Origin of the sequence: Nitratireductor sp. XY-223 (assembly GCF_004959855.1) — a bacterium.
In the GTDB taxonomy this organism is placed as follows: Bacteria; Pseudomonadota; Alphaproteobacteria; order Rhizobiales; family Rhizobiaceae; genus Hoeflea_A.
Genome location: NZ_SPNT01000003.1, coordinates 19,494 through 40,984 on the forward strand (window position 1 = coordinate 19,494; position 21,491 = coordinate 40,984).

At 62.6% G+C, this 21,491-nt stretch carries 18 protein-coding genes and 2 tRNA genes; 8 read left to right on the top strand and 12 right to left on the bottom strand.

What is annotated here, in order from left to right:
• Window positions 1-13: 13 nt before the first annotated feature.
• Complete coding sequence (locus tag E4M07_RS11695) at window positions 14-1,162, top strand: hypothetical protein (RefSeq protein ID WP_136658538.1); 1,149 nt, start codon at window positions 14-16, stop codon at window positions 1,160-1,162.
• Between the two features lie 217 nt (window positions 1,163-1,379).
• Here the strand turns inward: E4M07_RS11695 and E4M07_RS11700 are convergent, their stop codons facing one another.
• From E4M07_RS11700 to E4M07_RS11725, 6 genes are all read right to left on the bottom strand, one after another.
• Window positions 1,380-2,003 (bottom strand): glutathione S-transferase family protein, encoded by a 624-nt coding sequence (locus tag E4M07_RS11700; RefSeq protein ID WP_136658539.1) that lies wholly within the window; start codon window positions 2,001-2,003, stop codon window positions 1,380-1,382.
• A gap of 132 nt (window positions 2,004-2,135) precedes the next feature.
• On the bottom strand, window positions 2,136-4,166 hold the full coding sequence (locus E4M07_RS11705) for a HAMP domain-containing methyl-accepting chemotaxis protein (protein WP_169054190.1): 2,031 nt from the start codon (window positions 4,164-4,166) through the stop codon (window positions 2,136-2,138).
• Between the two features lie 688 nt (window positions 4,167-4,854).
• The gene (locus E4M07_RS11710; protein ID WP_136658541.1) at window positions 4,855-5,040 is read right to left on the bottom strand and encodes a hypothetical protein; all 186 of its coding nucleotides are present in this window, start codon (window positions 5,038-5,040) and stop codon (window positions 4,855-4,857) included.
• A gap of 118 nt (window positions 5,041-5,158) precedes the next feature.
• A complete protein-coding gene (locus E4M07_RS11715) occupies window positions 5,159-5,464 on the bottom strand; it encodes a PepSY domain-containing protein (RefSeq protein ID WP_136658542.1) in 306 nt (101 codons plus the stop codon).
• A 13-nt stretch (window positions 5,465-5,477) separates the two neighbouring features.
• A complete protein-coding gene (locus E4M07_RS11720; RefSeq protein ID WP_246660434.1) occupies window positions 5,478-6,107 on the bottom strand; it encodes a ferric reductase-like transmembrane domain-containing protein in 630 nt (209 codons plus the stop codon).
• A gap of 161 nt (window positions 6,108-6,268) precedes the next feature.
• Window positions 6,269-6,345, bottom strand: a tRNA-Pro gene (locus E4M07_RS11725).
• Between the two features lie 260 nt (window positions 6,346-6,605).
• Here E4M07_RS11725 and E4M07_RS11730 point away from each other — a divergent pair.
• Window positions 6,606-7,532: a carbohydrate kinase gene (locus E4M07_RS11730; RefSeq protein ID WP_136658543.1), complete on the top strand. Its 927-nt coding sequence runs from the start codon at window positions 6,606-6,608 to the stop codon at window positions 7,530-7,532.
• Here E4M07_RS11730 and E4M07_RS11735 read toward each other — a convergent pair.
• Together E4M07_RS11735 and E4M07_RS11740 are read right to left on the bottom strand one after the other, a co-directional pair.
• Window positions 7,526-8,161, bottom strand: a complete 636-nt coding sequence (locus E4M07_RS11735; RefSeq protein WP_136658544.1) for a TetR/AcrR family transcriptional regulator — start codon at window positions 8,159-8,161, stop codon at window positions 7,526-7,528. The genes E4M07_RS11730 and E4M07_RS11735 overlap by 7 nt on opposite strands.
• A 30-nt stretch (window positions 8,162-8,191) precedes the next feature.
• Entirely contained in the window at window positions 8,192-9,301 is a 1,110-nt protein-coding gene (locus E4M07_RS11740; RefSeq protein ID WP_246660435.1) for an acyl-CoA dehydrogenase family protein, read from the bottom strand.
• Window positions 9,302-9,765: 464 nt separating this feature from the next.
• Here E4M07_RS11740 and E4M07_RS11745 point away from each other — a divergent pair, with 464 nt between their 5' ends.
• The 6 genes from E4M07_RS11745 to E4M07_RS11770 all read left to right on the top strand — a co-directional run bounded on the left by E4M07_RS11745 (window position 9,766) and on the right by E4M07_RS11770 (window position 16,658).
• Window positions 9,766-10,659 (top strand): LysR family transcriptional regulator, encoded by an 894-nt coding sequence (locus E4M07_RS11745; RefSeq protein WP_136658546.1) that lies wholly within the window; start codon window positions 9,766-9,768, stop codon window positions 10,657-10,659.
• A gap of 266 nt (window positions 10,660-10,925) precedes the next feature.
• The gene (locus E4M07_RS11750; protein WP_136658547.1) at window positions 10,926-11,924 is read left to right on the top strand and encodes an ABC transporter ATP-binding protein; all 999 of its coding nucleotides are present in this window, start codon (window positions 10,926-10,928) and stop codon (window positions 11,922-11,924) included.
• Complete coding sequence (locus E4M07_RS11755; RefSeq protein ID WP_136658548.1) at window positions 11,921-12,958, top strand: ABC transporter ATP-binding protein; 1,038 nt, start codon at window positions 11,921-11,923, stop codon at window positions 12,956-12,958. Before E4M07_RS11750 ends, E4M07_RS11755 begins: the two co-directional genes overlap by 4 nt.
• A 17-nt stretch (window positions 12,959-12,975) precedes the next feature.
• Window positions 12,976-14,679 carry a peptide ABC transporter substrate-binding protein gene (locus E4M07_RS11760; RefSeq protein ID WP_136658549.1) on the top strand — a complete coding sequence of 568 codons (1,704 nt, stop codon included), beginning with the start codon at window positions 12,976-12,978 and terminating at the stop codon, window positions 14,677-14,679.
• A 64-nt stretch (window positions 14,680-14,743) separates the two neighbouring features.
• On the top strand, window positions 14,744-15,748 hold the full coding sequence (locus E4M07_RS11765; RefSeq protein WP_136658550.1) for an ABC transporter permease: 1,005 nt from the start codon (window positions 14,744-14,746) through the stop codon (window positions 15,746-15,748).
• The gene (locus E4M07_RS11770; protein ID WP_136658551.1) at window positions 15,741-16,658 is read left to right on the top strand and encodes an ABC transporter permease; all 918 of its coding nucleotides are present in this window, start codon (window positions 15,741-15,743) and stop codon (window positions 16,656-16,658) included. Before E4M07_RS11765 ends, E4M07_RS11770 begins: the two co-directional genes overlap by 8 nt.
• Before the next feature lie 58 nt (window positions 16,659-16,716).
• On the opposite strand, the gene E4M07_RS11775 is transcribed toward E4M07_RS11770, so the two are convergent.
• The 4 genes from E4M07_RS11775 to betB form a co-directional block, all read right to left on the bottom strand.
• Window positions 16,717-16,791: transfer RNA gene (locus E4M07_RS11775), tRNA-Gln, on the bottom strand.
• Between the two features lie 133 nt (window positions 16,792-16,924).
• Window positions 16,925-18,232 (bottom strand): O-antigen ligase, encoded by a 1,308-nt coding sequence (locus tag E4M07_RS11780; RefSeq protein WP_136658552.1) that lies wholly within the window; start codon window positions 18,230-18,232, stop codon window positions 16,925-16,927.
• Window positions 18,233-18,349: 117 nt separating this feature from the next.
• Window positions 18,350-19,999, bottom strand: coding sequence for a choline dehydrogenase (gene betA, locus E4M07_RS11785; protein WP_136658553.1), 1,650 nt, complete (start codon window positions 19,997-19,999; stop codon window positions 18,350-18,352).
• Window positions 20,000-20,022: 23 nt separating this feature from the next.
• The gene (betB, locus tag E4M07_RS11790; protein ID WP_136658554.1) at window positions 20,023-21,486 is read right to left on the bottom strand and encodes a betaine-aldehyde dehydrogenase; all 1,464 of its coding nucleotides are present in this window, start codon (window positions 21,484-21,486) and stop codon (window positions 20,023-20,025) included.
• Window positions 21,487-21,491: the final 5 nt, after the last annotated feature.

Genomic DNA, 21,491 nt, shown 5'->3' on the forward strand with positions numbered 1-21,491 from the left:
CGGGGGAACTGTCATGCGCATGTACATTGCCGGCATTGGCGCCTTGTTGGCCGCAATCTTGTTTCACACGCCGCTTGCGGCTGCCGAGTGCGGTGCCTGTGACCGTTTCGAGACGATGAGGCCGGCCGGCGGATCCGCCGTCTTTGACGACATATTGGCCAGGCTCGGACAACGGCCCGCCGCGATCGTGACGATGAAAGCCGGAGCGTTCTGCGACGCCGGTACGGGCGCCACCACTGCCGCGGAGCTGGAAGCCGCAACCGAACGCCAGTTCGTGCGCGCCGAGCAGATTGCGCAGAAGGTGTCCCAGTGCCCGCAGTCCTGCGCTTCGAAATTGAATGAAGCGGAGTATTGCGGCTACAGCGACCGGCTGGTGGCGGACCGCTACCGCCTCGGGGCGATCGGCCTGCGCATATCCGAGCTGTTGCACATTTACGAGCGGGCCGGAAGCCAGGCCAGGCACCCGCTGGACGTGCTGTCCGCGGATATGACGCTCTACGGCGGCGAGGCGATGGATGTTCTGAGGCAGGCGCAGGAGGCGCTGGAGGAAGGCACCGCCGGCGCTGTTCCGGATGTCCGGTGGCAGGCGAGCGAGACGGAGGTGAACGGGCTGTTCGGCGCCGTTTCATTGCTCTCCGATTTCGCGTTGATCGAGGGCGACACGGAACAGATCGAACAGGCTCTCGAAGGCGCGGCGAAGGGGTTTCGGACCATCCGCGACGATCTGTTGACCGCGCTGACCCGCGCCAAGGTCATGGAGCCGTCAGAACAGCTTGTCCTCGAGGAACGGATCCTGACCGCGGCCTCGAACATGGCAATTGCGATTGCCGGCCTTGAGGCTTCGGCGGCCGCGGCCAGGAACGACGCGGCCGCGCAGCCGTCGACCGACGCCAACGCCGTTCCGCCGGGAATCGATTCAGCCGCGATCCAGGAAACGGTCGGCTGCCTCAATCGCCTGACGCTCAGCGCGATGACGGGATCGGAGGCTCCCGAACTGGCCACAGGCATCCTGGAAGAATGCCGTTCATTTGATATTTGCAGCGGGCGAGGACCAGTTTATTTGCCGGCTAATATGTCACCTCTGCGGTCGTTTCTGGTGTCCCAGGACGAAGCAGAGAAGCAGACGCTGGCGCTTTTGAACTCCATTTGTTCCGCCAACTAGTCACCTGTGGATAATTCAGTGGTTATTTCAGGCCGGATGCGAAACGATTGCTGAAATTGGGGGCTTAGGCCGGCACCGAAACCCGTTGGAACATCTGTGGATTAAGCGCCCGCGGCAACGCTTGCGGCGGTCTGTCGCGATTGGACGGTGGTCCGCACTGGACGGAACCGGGCGTCCCACCGGGCCCGGAAAGCGGATCGGAATCCGCAGGACCTGATCAATCCTGTGCCTTCGGCATTGCCGCGTCGTCCAGTTCGGCGGCGCGGCGGAAGGCCGGCCGATCGGTAACCCGGCCACGGTAATCCCGGAAGGCCGGCCGGTTTTCGATCGTCTCGAACTGCAGGCCCCAGCTGACATGGACGCCGACATAGACATCGGCCGCCGAGAATGTTTCGCCGGCTATGTACCGCGATGCTGACACGGCCGTTTCGAGTGTGTCCATCACCCGGGCGAAATTTCCGTATCCGACTGTGCGTTCCCGTTCGCTCGGTACCTCGAACCCCAAGGCGCGGTTGACGGTCGCCGCTTCCAGGGGGCCGGCCGCAAAAAACAGCCAACGGTAATAGGCGCCGCGACGATCCACCGGCGGCGCCAGCCGGGCGTCGGGAAATGCATCGGCCAGGTAGGCGCAGATCGCCGCGCATTCGCTGACCACGGTATCGCCATGGACCACCGTCGGCACCTTTCCCATCGGATTGACCGCCAGGTAGTCCGGCGCCTTCATCTCCGCGCCGTAGTCGACGATCCGCGTTTCGTAGGGCGCGCCGGTCTCCTCGAGCATCCACCGCACGATGCGCCCGCGCGACATCGGGTTGGTGTAGAAGATCAGATCTGCGGACATGGTATTCTTCCTTCTTCAGCCGGCTGAAACCAGCAACGCACTGCGGCACTGTCATGTTCGCCGGATGCGGACGGAAATGCCAACAAAAAAGCCGGCCACGGGGGCCGGCTTCGGGCTTCAAGGCGAGCCGCTTCAGAATTCGTCCCAGTTCTCGTTGTCGGCAGCAATGGCCGCATTGCCGTCGAAACCCGTTGCGAGACGAACCGGTGGCGGCGATTTGCCCTCAGCGCCGTTCAGGGCCGATTCTTCGGTTTTTTGCTTGACCAGCCCTGACATTTTGCCGGTGTCGAATGCGCTCAGCATTACGTTCACCCGGCCGACTTCCTCGGCAAGCATCTGGCTTGCCGCCGAGGCCTCTTCCGAGACGGCGGCATTTTGTTGCGTGCCCTCATCGATGTTGTTGACCGCGCCGTTGATTTCCTGGAGCCCGACGGCCTGTTCCTTGGCCGAACCCGAGATCGACTGCACGTGAAGATCGATTTCCTTGACCTGCGAGACAATCGTTTCGAGCACCGAGCCGGTCTTGTTGACCAGCGTCACGCCGGCCTTGACGTCTTCGCCGGAGGAGTCGATCAGCGTCTTGATTTCCTTGGCTGCGTCGCTGGAACGCTGCGCCAGTTCGCGAACCTCTTGGGCGACCACGGCAAAACCTTTGCCGGCTTCACCGGCCCGCGCCGCCTCGACCCCGGCATTGAGCGCCAATAGGTTGGTCTGGAACGAGATCTCGTCGATCACGGCGATAATGTTGGTGATCTTCTCCGCGGATTCCTCGATCTTCTTCATCGCGTTGATCGCGTCCTGTACGACAAGGCCGGACTTTTCGGCATTGTCCCGCGCCTCCGAGGCCAGGCCGCTTGCTTCTACGGCCCGCTCGCTCGCCGATTTCATGGCCGTCGTTGTCTCGCTGACCGCGGCCGCGGTCTCTTCGACCGACGCCGCCTGCTGCTCATTGCGGCGCGCCAGGCTGTCGACCGCGGTATGGATCTCCCGGGAGCCCGACAGCATCTGCTCCGACGCAGACCCGATTTCCTCCATCGTGGTGGAGAGTTTATCCATCGCGTTGTTGAAATCGTCCTTGAGCGACTGGAAGGCAGGCGGAAATTCGCCGCCGATGCGGAAGCTCAGATCGTTGGCGGCGAGGCTGGTCATCGCATTGCTGAAGGACTCCGTCACCTGGCTCTGCTCGCGGGCCCGTTCCTCGTTCTTCTGCCTTTCCCGTTCCTCTTCCTCGCGTTGCCGCTGTTCCAGCGCCTTCTGCTCTGCCTCGAGTTCGCGGGCCCGCATCAGGTTGTCCTTAAAGGCGCTGTAGGAATCGGCGATTGTGCCCATCTCGTCATTGCTGGCAACGCGCACATCGACGGAAAGGTCGTCCCTGTTGAGCGCGTCGAGCCCGCTGACGATTTGCCGAAGCGGGCCGGTGACGCTGCGGCGCACCAGCAGCACGGACAGGATGACGGCAACCAGCATCGCAATGACTGTGATCCACGTCATGAGCTGCTGTGCGAATTTCTCGTGCTCCTCGGCCGTGAGCGCGGCCTCGACGGTGAATTCCTCGATCTCGAAAAGCAGGTTTTCCAGATCGTGGTCGAGTTTGGTCTGCTGTACCTCGACACCTTCGATCAGCACGAACGCGTCTTCCAACTGACCGTTAGAGGCCAGTTCGAGTGTTTTCAGCGCATCGGTGTCGAACGTCTTGTGGAGCTCGGCCAGTGCAGTCAGGTCTTCGGCTATGTGCTCGAAGATCTTCCGTTCCGCAGCAGTCGTCGATGTCTCGGTTGCGTATTTGGCAAGGGCGATGGTGTCGACAAACTCCTTGTCGACGAGGGCGGCATATTTGCGGAAGTGCTCGATGGTGCCGTCCAGCTCGCCCCGGATTTCGGGATGCCGGTCGAGTTCCTCGGCCAGCCGCATGCCACGCTCGAAATCGATGGCCTGTTCGAGCTGATGAACGGTCAGTTTCGTCAGGCTCGCAATCATTGCGGTGTCGCGCTCGGCGATCGCTTCGATCTCCTTGCCGACCATGCGCATCTGCCAGATGCCGGTTCCGGCGACGGCGAACATGAGCACGAGGCAAAGTCCGACGATCGCGTAGATTTTCGTGCCGACGCTGATTGATTTGCCGCCCTTGCGGCCCGTACGGTCGTTGCCCGATATCATTGCCATCCAATCGCTCCATTCAGCACCGGGTGTCATTTGGCAAGCCCGGAGCGAACGCGATCGCCCGGAGGCTGCGCGCAATCAGCCCGGTTCGGTGTGCACCTTCGCCACGGCGAAAGCCATCGATAATAAAGTGAAACATGTTGGGCTGAAGCCGACACGGTTGCCGAGCGTCATGCTATTGGATCAGTAAATCCAAGCAACCGGGATGTATATTTCCCGAGTCATGGTTTCCAATTCGTTAAAACGGACTCGATTCTGTATTTCAGCCATCAGAGGCGTTCGAATTCTGCACCGATAGTATGCAATCCAAGTATGATTATGCAATCTATAGTTGGATTGTTAAGCGCCTTCGAAAGGGCTCCAAGCGCACATAGTTCGAATTTTTAGAAGTGATAACAGATATATAGAGAGATATTGCTTCTGCAGATCATCGGAAAGGGTCGGCGGATTTGCCGAACCTGAAATATTTGATCTTTGTTTTCGTGCGATATTGCAAACTATTATTTATTTTGTACAAAAAAGTACAAATCCGAAACACAAGAACTTACAAGTACCACCAGTGCCGGTCATCAGGGGAGGGCCGTTGGCCCGATCCGGATATGCAAGGTGTGTGCCGGCGAATGACAGCTTCGCCGGTCATTGGAAAATATATATCTGCGCCGCAGGACGATCCGTCTGGCGGGGTTTACAATCAGAACCGCAGGTTCTGCACGTCCCAGCTTTTCTGTGCGAAAATATCCTCGATGCCGAGATTTTCGAGATCGCGCCGGTCGGGCTGGCGGCCGGTCTCGATGGCATGCGCGATCCGCGAGGCCGAGCGGATGTCGCCGAATATGTCGAATATGGCGCGGGCAGGTCTGAAAGAGCGATGGGCCACGTCGTTTCTCCTTTTGCAAGAAGAAATGTAGTCGACAGGGCCGGGTTGAGAACCGCTCATTGCGAATGGCTCGTACCCGTCCAGCGCATGGCTCCGCGCGGGGGAGGGACCGCGGCGGTCAGTCCTGCTTCTGGTAGAGAATCTCCCCGCGACGGGCAACGAGCAGCATCTCAAGCGTCACCGGGTCGAAATAGGCTTCCACGCGTTCGCCATCGGGCGTCGTGCCGTAGGCTTCGTAACAGCCGCCGTCTTCCTTGATGCGGCGGACCTGCCAACCTTCCGATACCATCTTTTCTTCCAGTTCGCTTACGGTCTTCCACCCGGACTGGTCACCCGATTCACAGGTGTAGAGGCCCGTGGCGAAGGACGGTTCCGCGGCCAGTGAGACGAGTGCCGCCAGCGCGGCAAAAGCTGATTTCTGCATGGGTCGTCCTTTCCTATTTGGTCGGCGCCTGTCCGGCAGCCAGTGCCTGCCGGGGCGGTTTGATTGTTCGCACGATGCGATAGGATTCCAGCAGCGCGAGCGGAACGAAATGCACGAGCGCCGGACCGAGATTGTTGTGCACGAAGATCCAGTGAACGAGCGTCAGCACCGCAGCGGGATAGACCAGGCGCTGCAGGCGCTTCCACCACAGCATCAAGGCGCGCTGCGAGGCGTCGTTGCTGGTGGCGGCAAGGACGATGAAGAGCGCGAACGCCGCCCAGCCGGTCCAGATGCCGAGCGCCGTGAATTCGGCCAGGATGAGCCGCAGCGATCCCAAGTCGGCAATGTACAGCACCGTGTGAAACAGCGCGTAGCAGAAGGCGGCGACACCGAGATAGCGGCGCCTGCGTGCCAGCCAGGTCAGGAACCGGGCTTTTGGAAACAGCATGCGCAAGGGCGTGATCAGCATGGCGATGATCATGAAGCGCGCGGCGAATTCTCCCGTCGGATGCAGGAGCATCTCCGTCACCGGCCGCCCGTCCGGCGCAGCCTCGCCGCTCGCCAACGCCAGGACCATCGGTGTGCCCGGCAGCGCGAGGATCGCCCAGAAGAAGGTACGGGAGTTCAGTATTCGGCTCAGCATCGGTGCCCCACTGTCAATGCGTTGCGTGTGACAATAGAAGCAAGATGCACCACAAGTGTGCCGGCGGAAGCGGAATTTGTCGCAAAGTGTAACGGGCAGGGAGGCGCAGAACCGCGGACAACGCCGGTTGCATCGGATCTGCGGGATTGGCTGGAGAAAACTGGTCGGAGTGAGAGGATTTGAACCTCCGACCCCCTCGTCCCGAACGAGGTGCGCTACCAGGCTGCGCTACACTCCGACTTGCAGCGGCTTGCCGCCGCCAATGCGGGCTGTAGGTAATCCGGAATCCCGCCGCCGTCAAGGGAATAATCCACCGCGCGCGACTGGCGGATTTCGCTCGTAGCGGGCATCGACGCGATTGTTCCCGCAAGCCGGTATTTGGCATCATACGGCGGTTGTAATCGATTTAAATTGGGCTATGGTGCCGCCGGCTTTGCCCGGCCGTGAACGGGATGCGGCGGGGTCTACCGGGCGGGGCTGACGGACAAGGGGAAACGCATGATTATCTGCTGCGGCGAGGCGCTCATCGACATGCTGCCGCGCCAACTGCCGGACGGCGAGGGCGCACTCCTGCCGGTCGCCGGCGGCGCGGTGTTCAACACGGCGATCGCGCTCGGGCGGCTCGGTGCGGATGCCGGTTTCTTTTCGGGTCTTTCGACCGACATGTTCGGCCGCCAGCTCGAGGAGACGCTGGAGAAATCCGGTGTCGACTTCTCGTTTTGCGTGCGCTCCGCGCGGCCGACGACGCTCGCCTTTGTCGAACTGACGGATGGCCATGCGCAATACACTTTCTATGACGAACAGACGGCGGGCCGCATGTTGACGCCGGACACCCTGCCGGAACTGGATGACCGGGTGGAAGCGCTGCATTTCGGCGCCATCAGCCTGATCCCCGAACCCTGCGGGTCCTCCTACGAGGCGCTGCTCGCGCGCGAGGCCGACCGGCGCGTCATCTCGCTCGATCCCAACATCCGGGCAAATTTCATCCCCGATGCCGATGCGCACCGGCGCCGCATCAGGCGCATGATCGCCGAAAGCGACATCGTCAAGGTTTCCGACGAGGATCTCGCCTGGCTGGAGCCGGAAAGGGCGGCGGACGCGGTCAAGGCCGACTGGCTCTCCGGCGGCGTTTCCATTGTCGTGGAAACCATGGGCGCGAAAGGTGCCGAAGCAACGACCCCGTCCGGCACCGTCCGGGTCGCCGCAAGGCCGGTCACAGTCGTCGACACCGTGGGTGCCGGCGACAGCTTCGACGCGGGCCTGCTTGCCGGCCTCAAAGATGCGGGCTGTCTGACCAAGCAGGCGTTGCGGTCGATCGGCAAGGAGGACCTCGAATCGGCGCTTAATCTCGCCGTCTCGGTCGCCGCCGTGACCGTGTCGCGCGCCGGCGCCAACCCGCCGTGGAAGGATGAACTCGGTCAGTGATGCTCGTCTGACCGGGTTGCCCCAAGGATCATTCTCTCGACCATTTCGGCAAAGCCTTCGGCGCTGTCGCGCGCCGGATCGAACCATTCGAGCGACCAGTTGAGGGCGCCGAGCACGGCAAGTCTCAAATAGCGCGCATCCGGCTCGTCGCGCTGCGGCCCGAGGAGATCGTCGATCAGGCCGGTCCAGATATCCTCATAAGTTCGCCGCACGTTGCGGAGCTGCGTCTGAACGGCGGCGGGCGTATAGGGAAAACACCTGATATGCGCGGATGTGTAGCCGCTGTCGTTCAGGATGGCGTCGAGATGGGCGCGAATGGCGATCGAGACACGCTGCGATGCGGATGCGTCCGCGCCGGCCTCGGCAAGCCGCGCCGAAACGGTTTGCGCGACGCCCTTGACCCCGGCGCCGAGCACTTCGATCGCCAGCTGTTCCTTGGAGGCAAAGTGATAATAGAGGCTGCCGGCCTTCATACCGACCTCGTTGGCGAGTTCCCGCAAAGATGTGTTGCCGTATCCGTTCTTTTGAAAGAGCCGGGCTGCCGCGTCGAGGATTTCGCGGCGCGAGGCGGACCCGCGCCGTTCTGCGCCTCCGGTCGGTTGTCGGTCTGAGATCTTCGGCTGCGTCATGCTTTCCCCCGCCTGGTTCCTGGCGTCTCCTTACAGGCGTTTGGCGATTTCCTCCAGCATGACTTCCGTGGCGCCGCCGCCGATCGTCTGGACCCTTGCGTCGCGGGCCATGCGCTCGATGGCCGTGCCGCGCATATAGCCGGTGCCGCCGTGGAACTGCAGGCAGTCATACATGACATCGTTGACGAGTTCCCCGCACAGGGCCTTGACCATCGACACCTCGCGGATCACGTCTTCGCCGGCGGCATCGCGTTCCGCCGTCGCATAGACAAGCTGCCTTGCCGCCTCGACCCGCGCCGCGAGCATCGACAAACGCTGCCGGATGGCCTGCTTGTCCCAGAGGGCGCGGCCGAAGGCCTTTCTCGTGCGCACATAATCCAGTGTCAGGTCGAGGGCCGCCTGGGATTCGCCGACGGCCATGGCGCCGATGACGAGGCGCTCGTTCTGGAAGTTCCGCATGATGGCGTAGAAGCCATGGCCTTCCTCGCCGAGCACGTTTTCCGCCGGCACCCGGCAGTCCTCGAGCAAAAGCTCCGCCGTATCGGATGAGCGCCAGCCGTGCTTGTCGAGCGCGCGGGCGACGGAAAAGCCGGGCGTCCCCTTCGGTACCAGGAACATGGTCACGTTGCGGCTCGGTCGCTCGTCTTCGCCGGTCTTGGCGGCGATGCAGTAGAGATCGGCATGCACGCCGTTGGTGATGAACATCTTCGACCCGTTGAGCACGTATTCGTTGCCATCACGGCGCGCGGTCGTGCGGATTCCCTTCACGTCGGAACCGGCGTCAGGCTCGGTGACGCCGACGGCGGTGATGAGTTGGCCCGAAATGACGCCCGGAAGATACGCTGCCTTCTGTTCGTCCGATCCGCCATTATAGATGTGCACCGAGGCCATGTCGGTGTGCACGAGAGCGGTGATCGCGACCCCCGAATAGGTGGATTTTCCGAGTTCCTCGGCGAGCACGACGGTGGCCAGCGTGTCCATTTCCGAACCGCCATGGGCCATCGGGTAACGGATGCCGAAGAAGCCAAGTTCGCCCATCTTGCGCAGCACCGCGCGGGGCACCATGCCGTCCTCTTCCCAGGCATCGGCATGGGGCTTGATCTCCTCTTCGACGAAGCGTCGCACCTGATCGCGCAGCATCCGGTGCTCCTCCCGGAACGGGCCGGTTCGAGGCGCAGCGGGATTATGTTCGGCAAGATTTGTGGTCTGTGGCATGGCGTGTCCGTATTGGCGGACCGCCGAAATTCGGAGTGAATGCGGGCGGCCCGTGTGTCGATGACTAACAGTTGTTAGTTAGACTACGTCCGGGGTCCGCCTGTGTCAAAAGAGCGGCGGACCGGACAGCTGCCATCGCCACGGCGCCGCCCGTTCCACAGGGCCCGAACCGCGTCAGAACCGCAGTCCGGATTGATGCTTGATCCAACGACGCAGTGTCCTGAATGCCGTTGCGACCGCTTCCTTGCGCTCGTGACGCGCGCGGATTTCGTATTTGTCTCCGGTGTGCAGCATGGTCTGTCCTTTCATTGTTCGGACGGACTATCGCATTTGCGGAATAATTGTATAATTGGGATAATTTAAACAAGACTATTCGAAGTTTTTGGAAAATGAGATTTGACGATCTTCGCTTCTTCGTTCGCGCTGCCGATCTTGGCAGCCTTTCCGAAGCCGGCCGCGAATTCGGCCTTTCGCCCTCGGCGGCGAGCGCCCGGCTGGCGGCGCTTGAAAAGGCGGCCGGCGCGCAACTGATGGCGCGCACGACGCGGCAGCTGTCGCTGACCGAACCCGGCCGCCTGTTGCTTTCACACGGCAAGGCGGCCCTGGACGAACTCGACACCGCCTTCGATCTGCTCGACGCCGGCGCCTCGCGGCCGCGCGGCCAGCTGCGCATATCGAGCAACACGTTTTTCGGGCGCAAGCACATCCTGCCTTATCTGAATGAATTCATGGAGCAGTATCCCGACATTCGCATCGAGATGAGTTTCACCGACAGGATTGTCGACATTGTCGGGGAGGGGTTCGACCTGGCGTTCCGTGGCGCGCCGCTCCCGGATTCGAGCCTCATGGCGCGCAAGCTGGGCGGCAACCGTCGGGTTTTGTGCGCGTCGCCCGACTACATCACGCGACACGGGGCTCCGGCGACGCCGGCCGACCTTGCGAATCATGCCTGCATCGGCATGAGCGCCCTGCCGATCTGGTATTTCGACGGGCCGAACGGGGAGGTCGCCTGCACGATCTCACCGGCGATAACGGGCGACAGCGGCGACTTCGCCTATGACGCGGCGATGTGCGGTCTCGGCCTGTCCATAAAATCCGTTGCGCATGTCTGGGAGGACCTGCGCGAGGGGCGGCTGGTGTCGGTCATGGAAGACTATCCGGTCGCCCGGACCGGCAATTTCTGGGCCGTCTATCCGCCGGCCCCGGCCACGCCGCCGAAAATCGCCGTGCTTGTCGATTTTCTTCTGTCGAAATACGGAAGGCCGCCTTACTGGGAGTGTTGATCCGGGGCTGGCGATGAATGGGCGGGAAGGGCGCGGCCGGCGGAAAACCCGGCCGGACGCACCGTTTAGAGTCCACATCAATCCGCCACGGCAAGGCGCTGTATTGAATCGCATAACCGGCACAAGCCGGCTCGATTTCCCCGCCGGAAAAAAGTGTTGCGCAGGGCGCAACTTCAATTTGCATTTGTCGTTTCAAATTGCCATTCTGCTTCACTATCGGTTCTGTGAGGGGTTGAGCATGGGTGGCGGCGCGTACGGAGCACCGGATGTCTGAAGACGGAGCGGCAGTTCTTGATGTCAAGGATTTGAGGACCGTTTTTGAAACAGCCCAGGGCGCCATCCACGCTGTAAACTCCGTTAGTTTTGATCTCAGGCCGGGCGAGCTTCTCGGCGTCGTTGGCGAGAGCGGTTCCGGCAAATCCGTCACGATGATGTCGCTGATCGGCCTTCTGGGAACGACGGCCGCAACGGTCGACGGGGCCCATGTCAATTTCGACGGCATGGATCTGCTCCGCGTCACCGAGGACGAATTGCGGGCGGTGCGCGGCGCCGGCATCGGCTTTGTCTTCCAGGACCCGATGACCTCGCTCAATCCGGTTTTCACGGTGGGCTTCCAGCTGATGGAGCCGCTGCGCAACCATATGGGCATGACGACAAGGGAAGCCCGCCAGCGCGCCGTCGAATTGCTTGAGCTCGTCGGCATCGCCGACGCCGAAAAAAGGCTCTCGGACTATCCGCATCAGTTCTCGGGCGGCATGCGCCAGCGTGTTATGATCGCCATGGCGCTTTCGTGCGATCCGAAGGTGTTGATCGCCGACGAGCCGACAACGGCGCTGGACGTGACCATTCAGGCGCAGATTCTCGAGTTGATGAAGGAATTGCGCCACAAGCTCGGCATGGCCATCGTCTGGATCACCCACGACCTCGGGGTGATCGCCGGCATCGCCGACCGGGTCATGGTGATGTATGGCGGCCAGATCGTCGAGTTGGCCCCCGTTATCGAATTGTTCAAGAACCCGCAGCATCCCTATACGCGCGCGCTGCTGCAGACGGTGCCGAGCGTTCGCGGCAGCCGGGCCGAACGGTTGCGGGTCATCCAGGGACAGCCGCCGATCCTGTTTTCGCCGCCGCAACGCTGTTCCTACAGCGCCCGCTGCAACCACGCTTTCGACCGCTGCCTCGCCGCCGATCCCGCGCGGATCAGCGTCGGTGACGGTCACGACGTCGCGTGTTTCTGGGATCCGGAAACGGGAGAGCCGCGATGAGCGATGCGGGCGCTTCGCCGCTGGTCCAGGTCCGCGGCCTAAAAATGCATTTCCCGATCTATGCCGGGATCTTCCGCCGCCACGTCGGCGACATCAAGGCCGTCGACGACATCTCCCTCGATATCAGGGAAAGCGAGACGCTTGGGCTCGTCGGCGAGTCCGGCTGCGGCAAGTCGACGGCAGGCCGCGCGGTGCTTCGCCTCTACGACATCACCGGCGGATCGATCACTGTTGACGGCACCGACATCAGCGACATCGACAAGGAGAAACTGCGTCACCTGCGGCCCAAGATGCAGATGATCTTCCAGGACCCCCAGGCCAGCCTCAACCCGCGCATGACGGTTGCCGGCATCATCGGCGAGCCGCTGGTCGAGCATATGTCCCTTTCGCGTGCCGAGCGGCTCGAGCGCGTCTACGAACTGATGGATGCGGTCGGCCTCAACCGCAGTTTCGCAAACCGGTATCCGCATGAGTTTTCCGGCGGCCAGCGTCAGCGCATCGGCATTGCGCGGGCGCTCGCGCTGCACCCCAAATTCATCGTCTGCGACGAACCGATCGCCGCGCTCGACGTTTCCATCCAGGCACAGGTGGTCAACCTGCTGGAGGACCTGCAGGAACAGTTCGGGCTGACCTATCTCTTCATCAGCCACGACTTGTCGATGGTGCGCCACATCGCCGATCGCGTGGCGGTGATGTATCTCGGCAAGATCGTCGAGCTGGCGCCGCGCGACGAACTCTACGGTGCGCCGCTGCATCCCTATACGCAGGCCCTGCTTTCAGCCGTTCCGGAACCCGATCCGGTGCGCGAGAGCCAGCGCAAGCACATTATCCTGACCGGCGATGTTCCGTCGCCGTCCAACGCGCCCGTCGGCTGCAATTTCTGCACGCGCTGCCCAAGGGCCGAGCAGATCTGCCATGAAATCGAACCGGAATTCCGGCAGGTGGACAAGGGCCGCTATACGGCCTGCCACTTTGTCGGAGATACAGCGATAAAGACCGCGGAACCAACCGTCGGCGAAACAGTTAAACCATGAGTGTAAGGGGAAGAAAAATGAGAGTAAGAACATTATTGCTTGGGGCGGCCGCCGCGGTGGCGATCGCGCCCGCCGCGCTCGCCGAACGCGGGTCAGACGGCGAGGTGAAGATCATTTACTGGCAGGCGCCCTCGACGATGAATCCCTATCTTTCGGGCGGCACCAAGGAACTCGAGGCCGCATCGCTGGTCGTCGAGCCGCTGGCCCGCTACGACCAGGACGGCAATATGGTGCCGTGGCTGGCTGAATCCGTGCCGACGGTCGACAATGGCGGCGTCTCGGCGGACCTCACGACCATCAACTGGAAATTGAAGGAGGGCCTGCTCTGGTCCGACGGCAGCCCGGTCACGTCGGCTGATGTTGTCTTCACCTGGAAATACTGCGCGGACCCGGCTGGCGGTTGCGCCCAGAGCGAGAAGTACAATGACGTGACCGACGTCAAGGCGGTCGACGACCTCACCGTGACGGTGACGTTCGGCGTGCCGAAACCGTTCCCCTACGGCCCGTTCGTCGGTGCGCAGGCTCCGATCATCCAGGCCGCGCAGTTCGCCGACTGCCTCGGCGCCAAGGCGCCGGAATGCACCGACGCCAATTTCGGACCGATGGGCACCGGCCCGTTCCGGGTCACCGAATTTCGTCCGAACGACGTGATTTCGTTCGAAGCCAATCCGAATTACCGCGATCCGGACAAGCCGGCCTTTGCGACGGTCACGTTCAAGGGCGGCGGCGACACGGCCTCGGCCGGCCGCTCGGTGCTTGAAACCGGCGAGTTCGACTACGCCTGGAACATGCAGCTGGCGCCGGATGTGCTCGGCGCCATGGAAGCCGCCGGCAAAGGCACGGTCGTTTCCGCATTCGGCACGCTGGTCGAACGCATCATGATCAACCTGACCGATCCGAGCCCGGCACTCGGCGACGCGCGGTCCACCAAGGCACATCCGCATCCGTTCCTATCGGATCCGGCCGTCCGCCAGGCCCTGTCCATGGCGATTGACCGGGCGCTGCTCGTCGAGATCGGATACGGCGCTGCCGGCAAGCCGAGCTGTAACGTGCTTCCGGCACCGGCGATCTATAAGTCGACGGCCAATGACGGCTGCCTCGTCCAGGATATCGAGGGCGCCAAGAAGCTGCTCGACGATGCCGGCTGGGTGCCCGGTGGCGATGGCATCCGTGCCAAGGACGGTGTCCGCCTGTCGATCCTCTACCAGACCTCGACCAACGCCGTGCGCCAGGACTTCCAGGCGCTGATCAAGCAGTGGTGGTCCGAGATCGGTGTCGAGACCGAGCTGCGCAACATCGACGCGTCGGTCTTCTTCGGCGGCGACCCGGGAAGCCCCGATACGTTCCAGAAGTTTTTTGCGGATGTTGAGATGTACGCCAACAACTTCGACGGAACCGACCCCGAAGCCTACATGGCGAACTGGGAGTGCAAACAGGCACCGACGCCTGAAACCCAGTGGCAGGGCAACAACATGCCGCGCTATTGCAGCGAGGAATACGATGCCCTGGTGGCCAAGATGGCACAGACCGGCAAGCTCGAGGAGCGCGCCGAACTCGCCAAGGCCATGAACGACAAGCTGATGCAGGAATACATCATGCTTCCGCTCGTCGACCGCGGCCGTGTCTCGGCCCATTCTAACACGCTTGGAGGCGTGGTTCTGAATGTCTGGGACTCCGAGCTCTGGAATGTTGCTGATTGGTATCGCACCAAGACCCAGTAACGGTCATACGCCGCCTCGGCACTGCCGGGGCGGCTTTCGGCCCTTGAACTGAGAATCGAATGCGATGCTGAACTACTCCATTCGCCGGCTGCTGCTGGCGATACCGACGCTGATCGCGATCAGCCTTATTATTTTCCTGTTGCTTGACCTGGCGCCGAGCGATCCGACAGCCAACCTGCCGCTGACGATCCCGCCGGAAGTACGTGAGAAGATCCGGCAGTCCCTGGGATTGGGCGATCCCATCTACATCCGCTATCTCCTGTGGTGCAAGCAGTTCTTCGTCAACGAGCCGCTCAACATACTCGAGCAGTGGTTCGGCTGGGGTTCGGGCGACCGCCTGCGCGTGCTCAGCTGGCAGACGCGCTCCCCGGTCGTGGACCTCATCGTCGAGCGCATGCCGCAGACCCTTTGGGTCGTCGGCATGTCCTATGTCGTCGGCGTGCTGATCGCGCTGCCCATAGGCATTATTTCCGCCTATCGCCAGTACAGCTGGTTCGACCAGATCGGTACCTTCGTCTCCATGGTCGGGTTTTCGGTGCCGACCTTCTTCACCGGCGTCCTGGTGATCGTCATCTTTTCCGTCTGGCTCGGTTGGTTCCCCTCCATATACGACACCACCCACCAGGTGACGGATTGGGAGAGCTTCCTCTTCCAGGTCCGCCAGATGATCATGCCGGTCGCCGTTCTGGCGCTGTTCAACGCGGCGCAGATCAGCCGTTTCATGCGCGCCTCGATGCTCGACAATCTCAACCAGGACTATGTGCGCACGGCGCGCGCCAAGGGTCTGCGCGAACGCACGGTCGTCATGATCCACGTATTGCGCAACTCGCTGATCCCCGTCGTCACCGTGATTGCGCTCGGCGTGCCGCAGATCTTCGGCGGCGCCATCATCACCGAGCAGGTCTTCAAGGTGAACGGTCTCGGCCAGCTGCTGATCATCTCCATCCAGGGCGGCGATCTGCCGACGGTCCAGACACTGACCTTCATCTTCGCCGTGCTCATCATCGTCTTCAATCTGGTCGCCGACGTGCTCTACGGCATCTTGGACCCGAGGATCCGCTATGACTGACGTGACACCCGATTCACTTGCCGCGGCACGGCCGCCCCAGTCGCAGTGGCGAAACGTCTGGGACCAGTTCAAGACCCACCGCGGCGCTGTCTGGGGCATGGGATTCTTCATCTTCGTGGTGCTGGCGGTCACCCTCGGACCCTATATCTGGACGATCGACGCCCAGTACATCGACATCAGGGCGCGCAACTCGGGACCAACCCTTGCCCATCCACTCGGCACCGACCAGCTCGGCCGCGATACGCTGGCCCGCGTCCTGGAGGGCGGGCAGGTGTCGATGGCGGTGGGCATCACCGCCATGCTGCTGGCGCTCGTCCTCGGCGCCGCGATCGGCGTTGTCGCCGGCTATTTCAAGCGCCTGGACGGGCCGCTGATGCGCCTGACGGACCTGTTCCTGGCATTGCCGCTGCTGCCGCTGCTCCTCGTCATCATCATGCTGTTCCGCGATACCTTGCGCGCGGCCTTCGGCCCGGAGACCGGCATCTTCATGCTGATTGTCTTCGTCATCGGCATCACCTCCTGGATGCAGACGGCGCGCATCGTGCGCGGGGACGTGCTGGCGCTGAAAGAGCGTGAGTTCGTCATCGCCTCGCGGTCCATCGGCACACCCTCGCGCCGCATGATCCTGCGCCACATCCTGCCGAATGTCCTGTCGCCGATCACGGTCTCCGCAACCCTCGGCATCGCCAACGCGATCATCACGGAATCGGCGCTGTCGTTCCTCGGGCTCGGCTTTCCGTCGGACTTCCCGACCTGGGGGCGTCTGTTGTTCGATTCGACCGATTACCTGCAGCAATATCCCGAGCGTGTGCTGTGGCCGGGCCTGGCGATTTCGCTGACCGTGCTGAGCGTCAACTATATCGGCGACGGCCTGCGCGACGCGCTCGATCCCAGGATCAGGGGACGGTAGCCTTATCATTGCCTGTCGCAGGCGTGCGACGGACATCCTGTCCTGAAGTGAGGAAAACTGGCTGGGGCGGCTGGATTCGAACCAGCGCATGGCGGTACCAAAAACCGCTGCCTTACCACTTGGCTACGCCCCAGCGGGGCCGCGAAGCGTCGTCGCGACCGGGCCTTGCACTTAACATCTCCGGTGGGAAATTCAAGCGTCTGGCGTGTTATTTTAACCGCCGTCCTCACCATGCTCAAACACGAGGACCCCCGGCCCGGAGTTGCTCAGGTGGCCCGGTAGCGCGAAGTCAGCTGCAGGCCGACGATTGCGACTACCCAGGTTAGCCAGATCGGGTCGACGCGCCGCAGGAAAAATGTCTCCAGGAAGGAGAGCAGGGTCATGAAGACGATGATCATCATGAACAGGTCGGCCAGGTTGCGGTTGCCCGGCAGCCTGTAGGATTTCACGAAATTCACCGCCGGCGCGATGTAAAGGGCCCACATGAGAACGGCGAAACCGGCCAGCCCTGTGGTCAGGGCCATGTCGATATAATTGTTGTGACCGTGGACGATGCCGCGGAAATCCCAGCCCCGCTCGAAAGGCTTTTCGATCCCGGTAACCGCCGGCGTGCCCCAGAAGCTGTCGAACCCCGTGCCGAACAGGGGACTGTTCGTGACGTTCTCGATGCCGTACTCCCACAGGGTCACCCGGCCGGTGTAGCTCGGATCGGCGAGGAATGTCTTCATGATTTCCGCCAGTATCGGAGAATAGACCGTCCCCACGGTGATCAGGGCGATGAAAAGCGCCGAGACCGCCCAGAGCAAGATCGTAAGCAGCGGCAGCCCGAAGGCGCGGCCCGCCAGCACGACGAAAACCGAGACCGGGAGCAACCCGTTGGTGGTCTTCGACCCGGTCTGGATGACAAAGAACACCGCAAGCAGCGTGATGGCCGGCCCGAGGAAACGATAGCCGGACCGCCACAGATAGATGCCGAACATGGCGAACACCGACATGACGGGACCAGCAATGTTCTTGTGGGTGAAGTGACCGCGCCACAGGCCGGCATGCTGGCTCTCGTCGCCGCCGGCCTCATGCACACCGAGCTCGGGTGCGAGGAGGACGCCGAGGTAGCTGACTGCAAGCACCGTCAGGATCGCGGCGGCGCACACGCGCTGGAAGGAGCGTTCGTCCGGCGGCAAAAGGACAATGCTGGAGGCGATGATGATGCCGATGAGCGTGAGAAGCACGGAACGCAGCGCCACCTCCGGAAACGGTGCGACGACGACCGAGATGGCCAGCACCGAAAGGATGCCGATCCAGCCGGGTGCGGCGAAGATCGTCAACAGACGGCGATTGACGAGCGTGAGCAGCGCAGCCACGGCCACGAAACCGGCGATCAGAAAGCCGATCTGGTTGAGCGAGTCGCCGTCTTGCCGAACGAGATGGATCTGGCTGACGGAAAAAAACGGCCGCAGCGAAAGCATCAGAAGGCAGAACGCGGCGAAAGCGATCACGTTCGCGGCCGTGCGCTTGATGCCGTCGATCTGCGCGGCATCGGGCACCGCGTGCTGCTGGTGATGCGCGATCGTCATCGATATCCCGCCACTTGCCGGTTTTCGCCGCCCGATGCGGCAGGTTGCCGACCACACTGCAGCGACAGTTGCCCCAATATGGTTAAGGCTTTCTTGCCGGCGTGCGGGCGATGCTCCCTACCGGTCAGAAATCTCCCAGTTCGGGTTGATCCACGGCTGCAGGTTCGAACGGGGCAGGGGCTGGACGTCGAGAATATGGTCGGAGGCCTTTTCGCCGACCATGATCGACGGTGCGTTCAGATTGCCGTTCGTGATCGTCGGGAAGATCGATGAATCGGCGACACGCAGCCGGTCGACGCCGATCACCCGGCATTGCGGGTCGACGACGCTCATCGGATCGTCGGCCCGGCCCATCCGGCAGGTGCCGCACGGATGGTAGGCACTCTCGACATGTTCGGCGATGTGGGCGTCGAGTTCCGCGTCCGACTGCACGTCGACCCCGGGCGAGATCTCGCGGCCGCGATAGCCGTCGAAGGCGGGTTGCCTGAAAATCTCGCGGGTGAGCCGGATGCAGTGGCGGAAATCCTCCCAGTCCGAAGGATCGCTCATATAGTTGAAACGGATGACGGGTGCCTCAGCCGGGTCGGCCGAACGCAGCGCGACATGGCCGCGCGATTTTGACCGCATCGGCCCGACATGGGCCTGAAAGCCGTGGGCCCTGGCAGGTGCCGTGCCGTCGTAACGGATGGCCACGGGCAGGAAATGGTACTGGATATCGGGATATTTGACGCCCGGGCGGGACCTTAGAAACGCCGCCGCCTCGAAATGGTTGGACGCGCCGATGCCCGATTTGAAGAACAGCCACTCCGCCCCGATCAGTCCCTTGGAGATCAGGTTCATCTTCGAATAGAGCGTGATCGGCTGGGTGCATTCCTGCTGCACGTAGAGTTCCAGGTGGTCCTGAAGGTTGGTGCCGACGCCGGGCCGGTCGGCGACAACGTCGATGCCCAATTCCTGCAACTGCACGCCGGGGCCGATCCCGGAGAGCATCAGCAGTTTCGGCGAGTTGAACGCCGATGCGGCGACGATGACCTCGCGGGACGCCTGGATTGTCTCGCGTTTGCCGCCGCGCTGGATTTCAACGCCGGTCGCGACACCGTCCTCGATGACGATCCGTCGCGCCAGGGCTCTGATGAGCTGCAGGTTGGGACGTTTGAGCGCCGGCTTCAGATAGGCGTTGGCCGCCGACCACCGCTTGCCGCGATAGATCGTCTGCTCCATCGGGCCGAAGCCCTCCTGCTTCTCGCCGTTGTAGTCGTCGGTGAGCTCGAAGCCGGCCTGCGCGCCGGCCTCGATAAAGGCCTGGAACAGCGGGTTGAGCCGTTCGCCACGCTGGACGTGCAGCGGCCCGGAATGGCCGCGCCAGCCATTTTGGCCGCCATGCGACGTCTCCATTTTCTGGAAATAGGGCAGGACGTCGGCATAGGACCAGCCGTCGGCGCCCTCGGCTTCCCAGGAGTCGAAATCCTCCGCATGCCCGCGCACATAGACCATGCCGTTGATGGACGACGAGCCGCCCACCACCTTGCCGCGGGGCGCTGCCAGCCGCCGACCGCCGAGATGCGGTTCCGGCTCTGTCTGATAGCCCCAGTCGTAGAGCCCCATGTTCATGGGATAGGAAAGCGCCGCCGGCATCTGGATAAACGGCCCCACGTCGGAGCCGCCATATTCGATGACGATGACGGAGTTCCGGCCGCCCTCCGACAGCCGGCTGGCCATGGCCGAACCCGCTGATCCCGAACCGACGATGACAAAGTCCGCTTGCATTCTCAGTGTCTTTCCCGACGTCTTCAGTAGGGGCTGTCGACCGGCCCTGAGGCCACGTAGACGCTCTTGATCTGACTGTAATATTCGATGGCCGCGCGCGAATTCTCGCGCCCCACGCCGGAGCGCTTGTAGCCGCCGAAGGGCGCCTCCACCGGCGCCAGGTTGTAGGTGTTGATCCAGCAGCTTCCGGCCTTGATGTCGGCGATCACCCGGTGGCCGCGCGACAGGTCGCTTGTGAAAACACCCGCCGAAAGACCGAATTCCGTGTCGTTGGCGCGGGCGATGACCTCGTCTTCCTCGTCGAAGGCGAGCACGCTCATCACCGGTCCGAAGATCTCCTCGCGCGCGATGCGCATATCGTCCGTCACGTCGGCGAAAACGGTCGGCTCGACAAAGAAACCGTTCTCCATGCCCTGCAGCGTCAGCCGGTTGCCGCCGGTCGCCAGGCGCGCGCCCTCGGCCTTGCCGATCTCGATATAGTCCATCACCTTGTCGCGCTGCGCGGCGCTGACCAGCGGCCCCATCTGTGTCGCCTCGTCCTGGGGATCGCCGATCCTGATTGCTTCGGTGCGGGTGATCAGCTTGTCCATGAACGCGTCCATGCAGCCGCGCTGCACGAAGACGCGGGTGCCGTTGGAGCACACCTGGCCGCTCGAATAGAAATTGCCGAGCAGAGCGCCACCGACGGCATCGTCCATATTGGCGTCGTCGAAGACGATCAGTGGCGACTTGCCGCCGAGTTCCATGGTCACATGCCGGATTCCTGCGGCTGCGGCGGCCATGACCTTTTCGCCCGTCGGAACCGACCCGGTCAGCGACACCTTGTCGACATTCGGGTGCGTGGTGAGCGCCGCGCCGACGTCGCCATAGCCCTGAACGACGTTGTAGACGCCGGCCGGCAGGCCCGCCTCATGCAGGATCTCGGCAATTTCGAGGGCGCACAGGGGCGTCGTCTCGGACGGCTTGAAAATCATGGCGTTGCCGCAGGCGAGGGCCGGGGCGCCTTTCCAGCAGGCGATCTGGGTCGGATAGTTCCAGGCGCCAAGCCCGACGCACACGCCGAGCGGCTCGCGCCGCGTGTAGACGAAATCGCCACCGAGATCGATATATTCGCCGTTGATGGCCGCAGCCAGCCCGCCGAAATATTCAAGCGCATCTGCACCGGACGTGGCATCGACCACGAGCGTTTCCTGCAGCGGCTTGCCGGTGTCGTGGGTCTCGAGTTCCGAAAGCGCCTGGTTGCGTTCGCGGATGATGTCGGCGGCGCGGCGCAGGACGCGGCCGCGTTCTGTTCCGGTCATCTTGGCCCAGACCTTCTGTCCCTCGACCGCTGCGCTGACGGCCTGCTCGATGATCGCCGGCGTTGCCGAATGCAGCCGCGCGATGACCTCGCCGGTTGCCGGGTAGATGCATTCGATGACCGCGCCGTCCGTGTCTTCCACGAAGGCGCCGTTGATGAAATGCGATGCTTCCGGTTGTGCTTTCATGATTG

What these genes read in the sequence shown, in the direction of transcription:
- E4M07_RS11735 (WP_136658544.1), bottom strand. Translation starts at nt 8,161, where the DNA reads ATGACGCAGCCGAAGATCTCAGACCGACAACCGACCGGAGGCGCAGAA.
- E4M07_RS11770 (WP_136658551.1), top strand. Translation starts at nt 15,741, where the DNA reads ATGACTGACGTGACACCCGATTCACTTGCCGCGGCACGGCCGCCCCAG.
- E4M07_RS11745 (WP_136658546.1), top strand. Translation starts at nt 9,766, where the DNA reads ATGAGATTTGACGATCTTCGCTTCTTCGTTCGCGCTGCCGATCTTGGC.
- E4M07_RS11715 (WP_136658542.1), bottom strand. Translation starts at nt 5,464, where the DNA reads ATGCAGAAATCAGCTTTTGCCGCGCTGGCGGCACTCGTCTCACTGGCC.
- betB (WP_136658554.1), bottom strand. Translation starts at nt 21,486, where the DNA reads ATGAAAGCACAACCGGAAGCATCGCATTTCATCAACGGCGCCTTCGTG.
- E4M07_RS11760 (WP_136658549.1), top strand. Translation starts at nt 12,976, where the DNA reads ATGAGAGTAAGAACATTATTGCTTGGGGCGGCCGCCGCGGTGGCGATC.
- E4M07_RS11750 (WP_136658547.1), top strand. Translation starts at nt 10,926, where the DNA reads ATGTCTGAAGACGGAGCGGCAGTTCTTGATGTCAAGGATTTGAGGACC.
- betA (WP_136658553.1), bottom strand. Translation starts at nt 19,999, where the DNA reads ATGCAAGCGGACTTTGTCATCGTCGGTTCGGGATCAGCGGGTTCGGCC.
- E4M07_RS11740 (WP_246660435.1), bottom strand. Translation starts at nt 9,301, where the DNA reads ATGCTGCGCGATCAGGTGCGACGCTTCGTCGAAGAGGAGATCAAGCCC.
- E4M07_RS11700 (WP_136658539.1), bottom strand. Translation starts at nt 2,003, where the DNA reads ATGTCCGCAGATCTGATCTTCTACACCAACCCGATGTCGCGCGGGCGC.
- E4M07_RS11720 (WP_246660434.1), bottom strand. Translation starts at nt 6,107, where the DNA reads ATGCTGAGCCGAATACTGAACTCCCGTACCTTCTTCTGGGCGATCCTC.
- E4M07_RS11705 (WP_169054190.1), bottom strand. Translation starts at nt 4,166, where the DNA reads ATGGCAATGATATCGGGCAACGACCGTACGGGCCGCAAGGGCGGCAAA.
- E4M07_RS11765 (WP_136658550.1), top strand. Translation starts at nt 14,744, where the DNA reads ATGCTGAACTACTCCATTCGCCGGCTGCTGCTGGCGATACCGACGCTG.
- E4M07_RS11780 (WP_136658552.1), bottom strand. Translation starts at nt 18,232, where the DNA reads ATGACGATCGCGCATCACCAGCAGCACGCGGTGCCCGATGCCGCGCAG.
- E4M07_RS11755 (WP_136658548.1), top strand. Translation starts at nt 11,921, where the DNA reads ATGAGCGATGCGGGCGCTTCGCCGCTGGTCCAGGTCCGCGGCCTAAAA.
- E4M07_RS11695 (WP_136658538.1), top strand. Translation starts at nt 14, where the DNA reads ATGCGCATGTACATTGCCGGCATTGGCGCCTTGTTGGCCGCAATCTTG.
- E4M07_RS11730 (WP_136658543.1), top strand. Translation starts at nt 6,606, where the DNA reads ATGATTATCTGCTGCGGCGAGGCGCTCATCGACATGCTGCCGCGCCAA.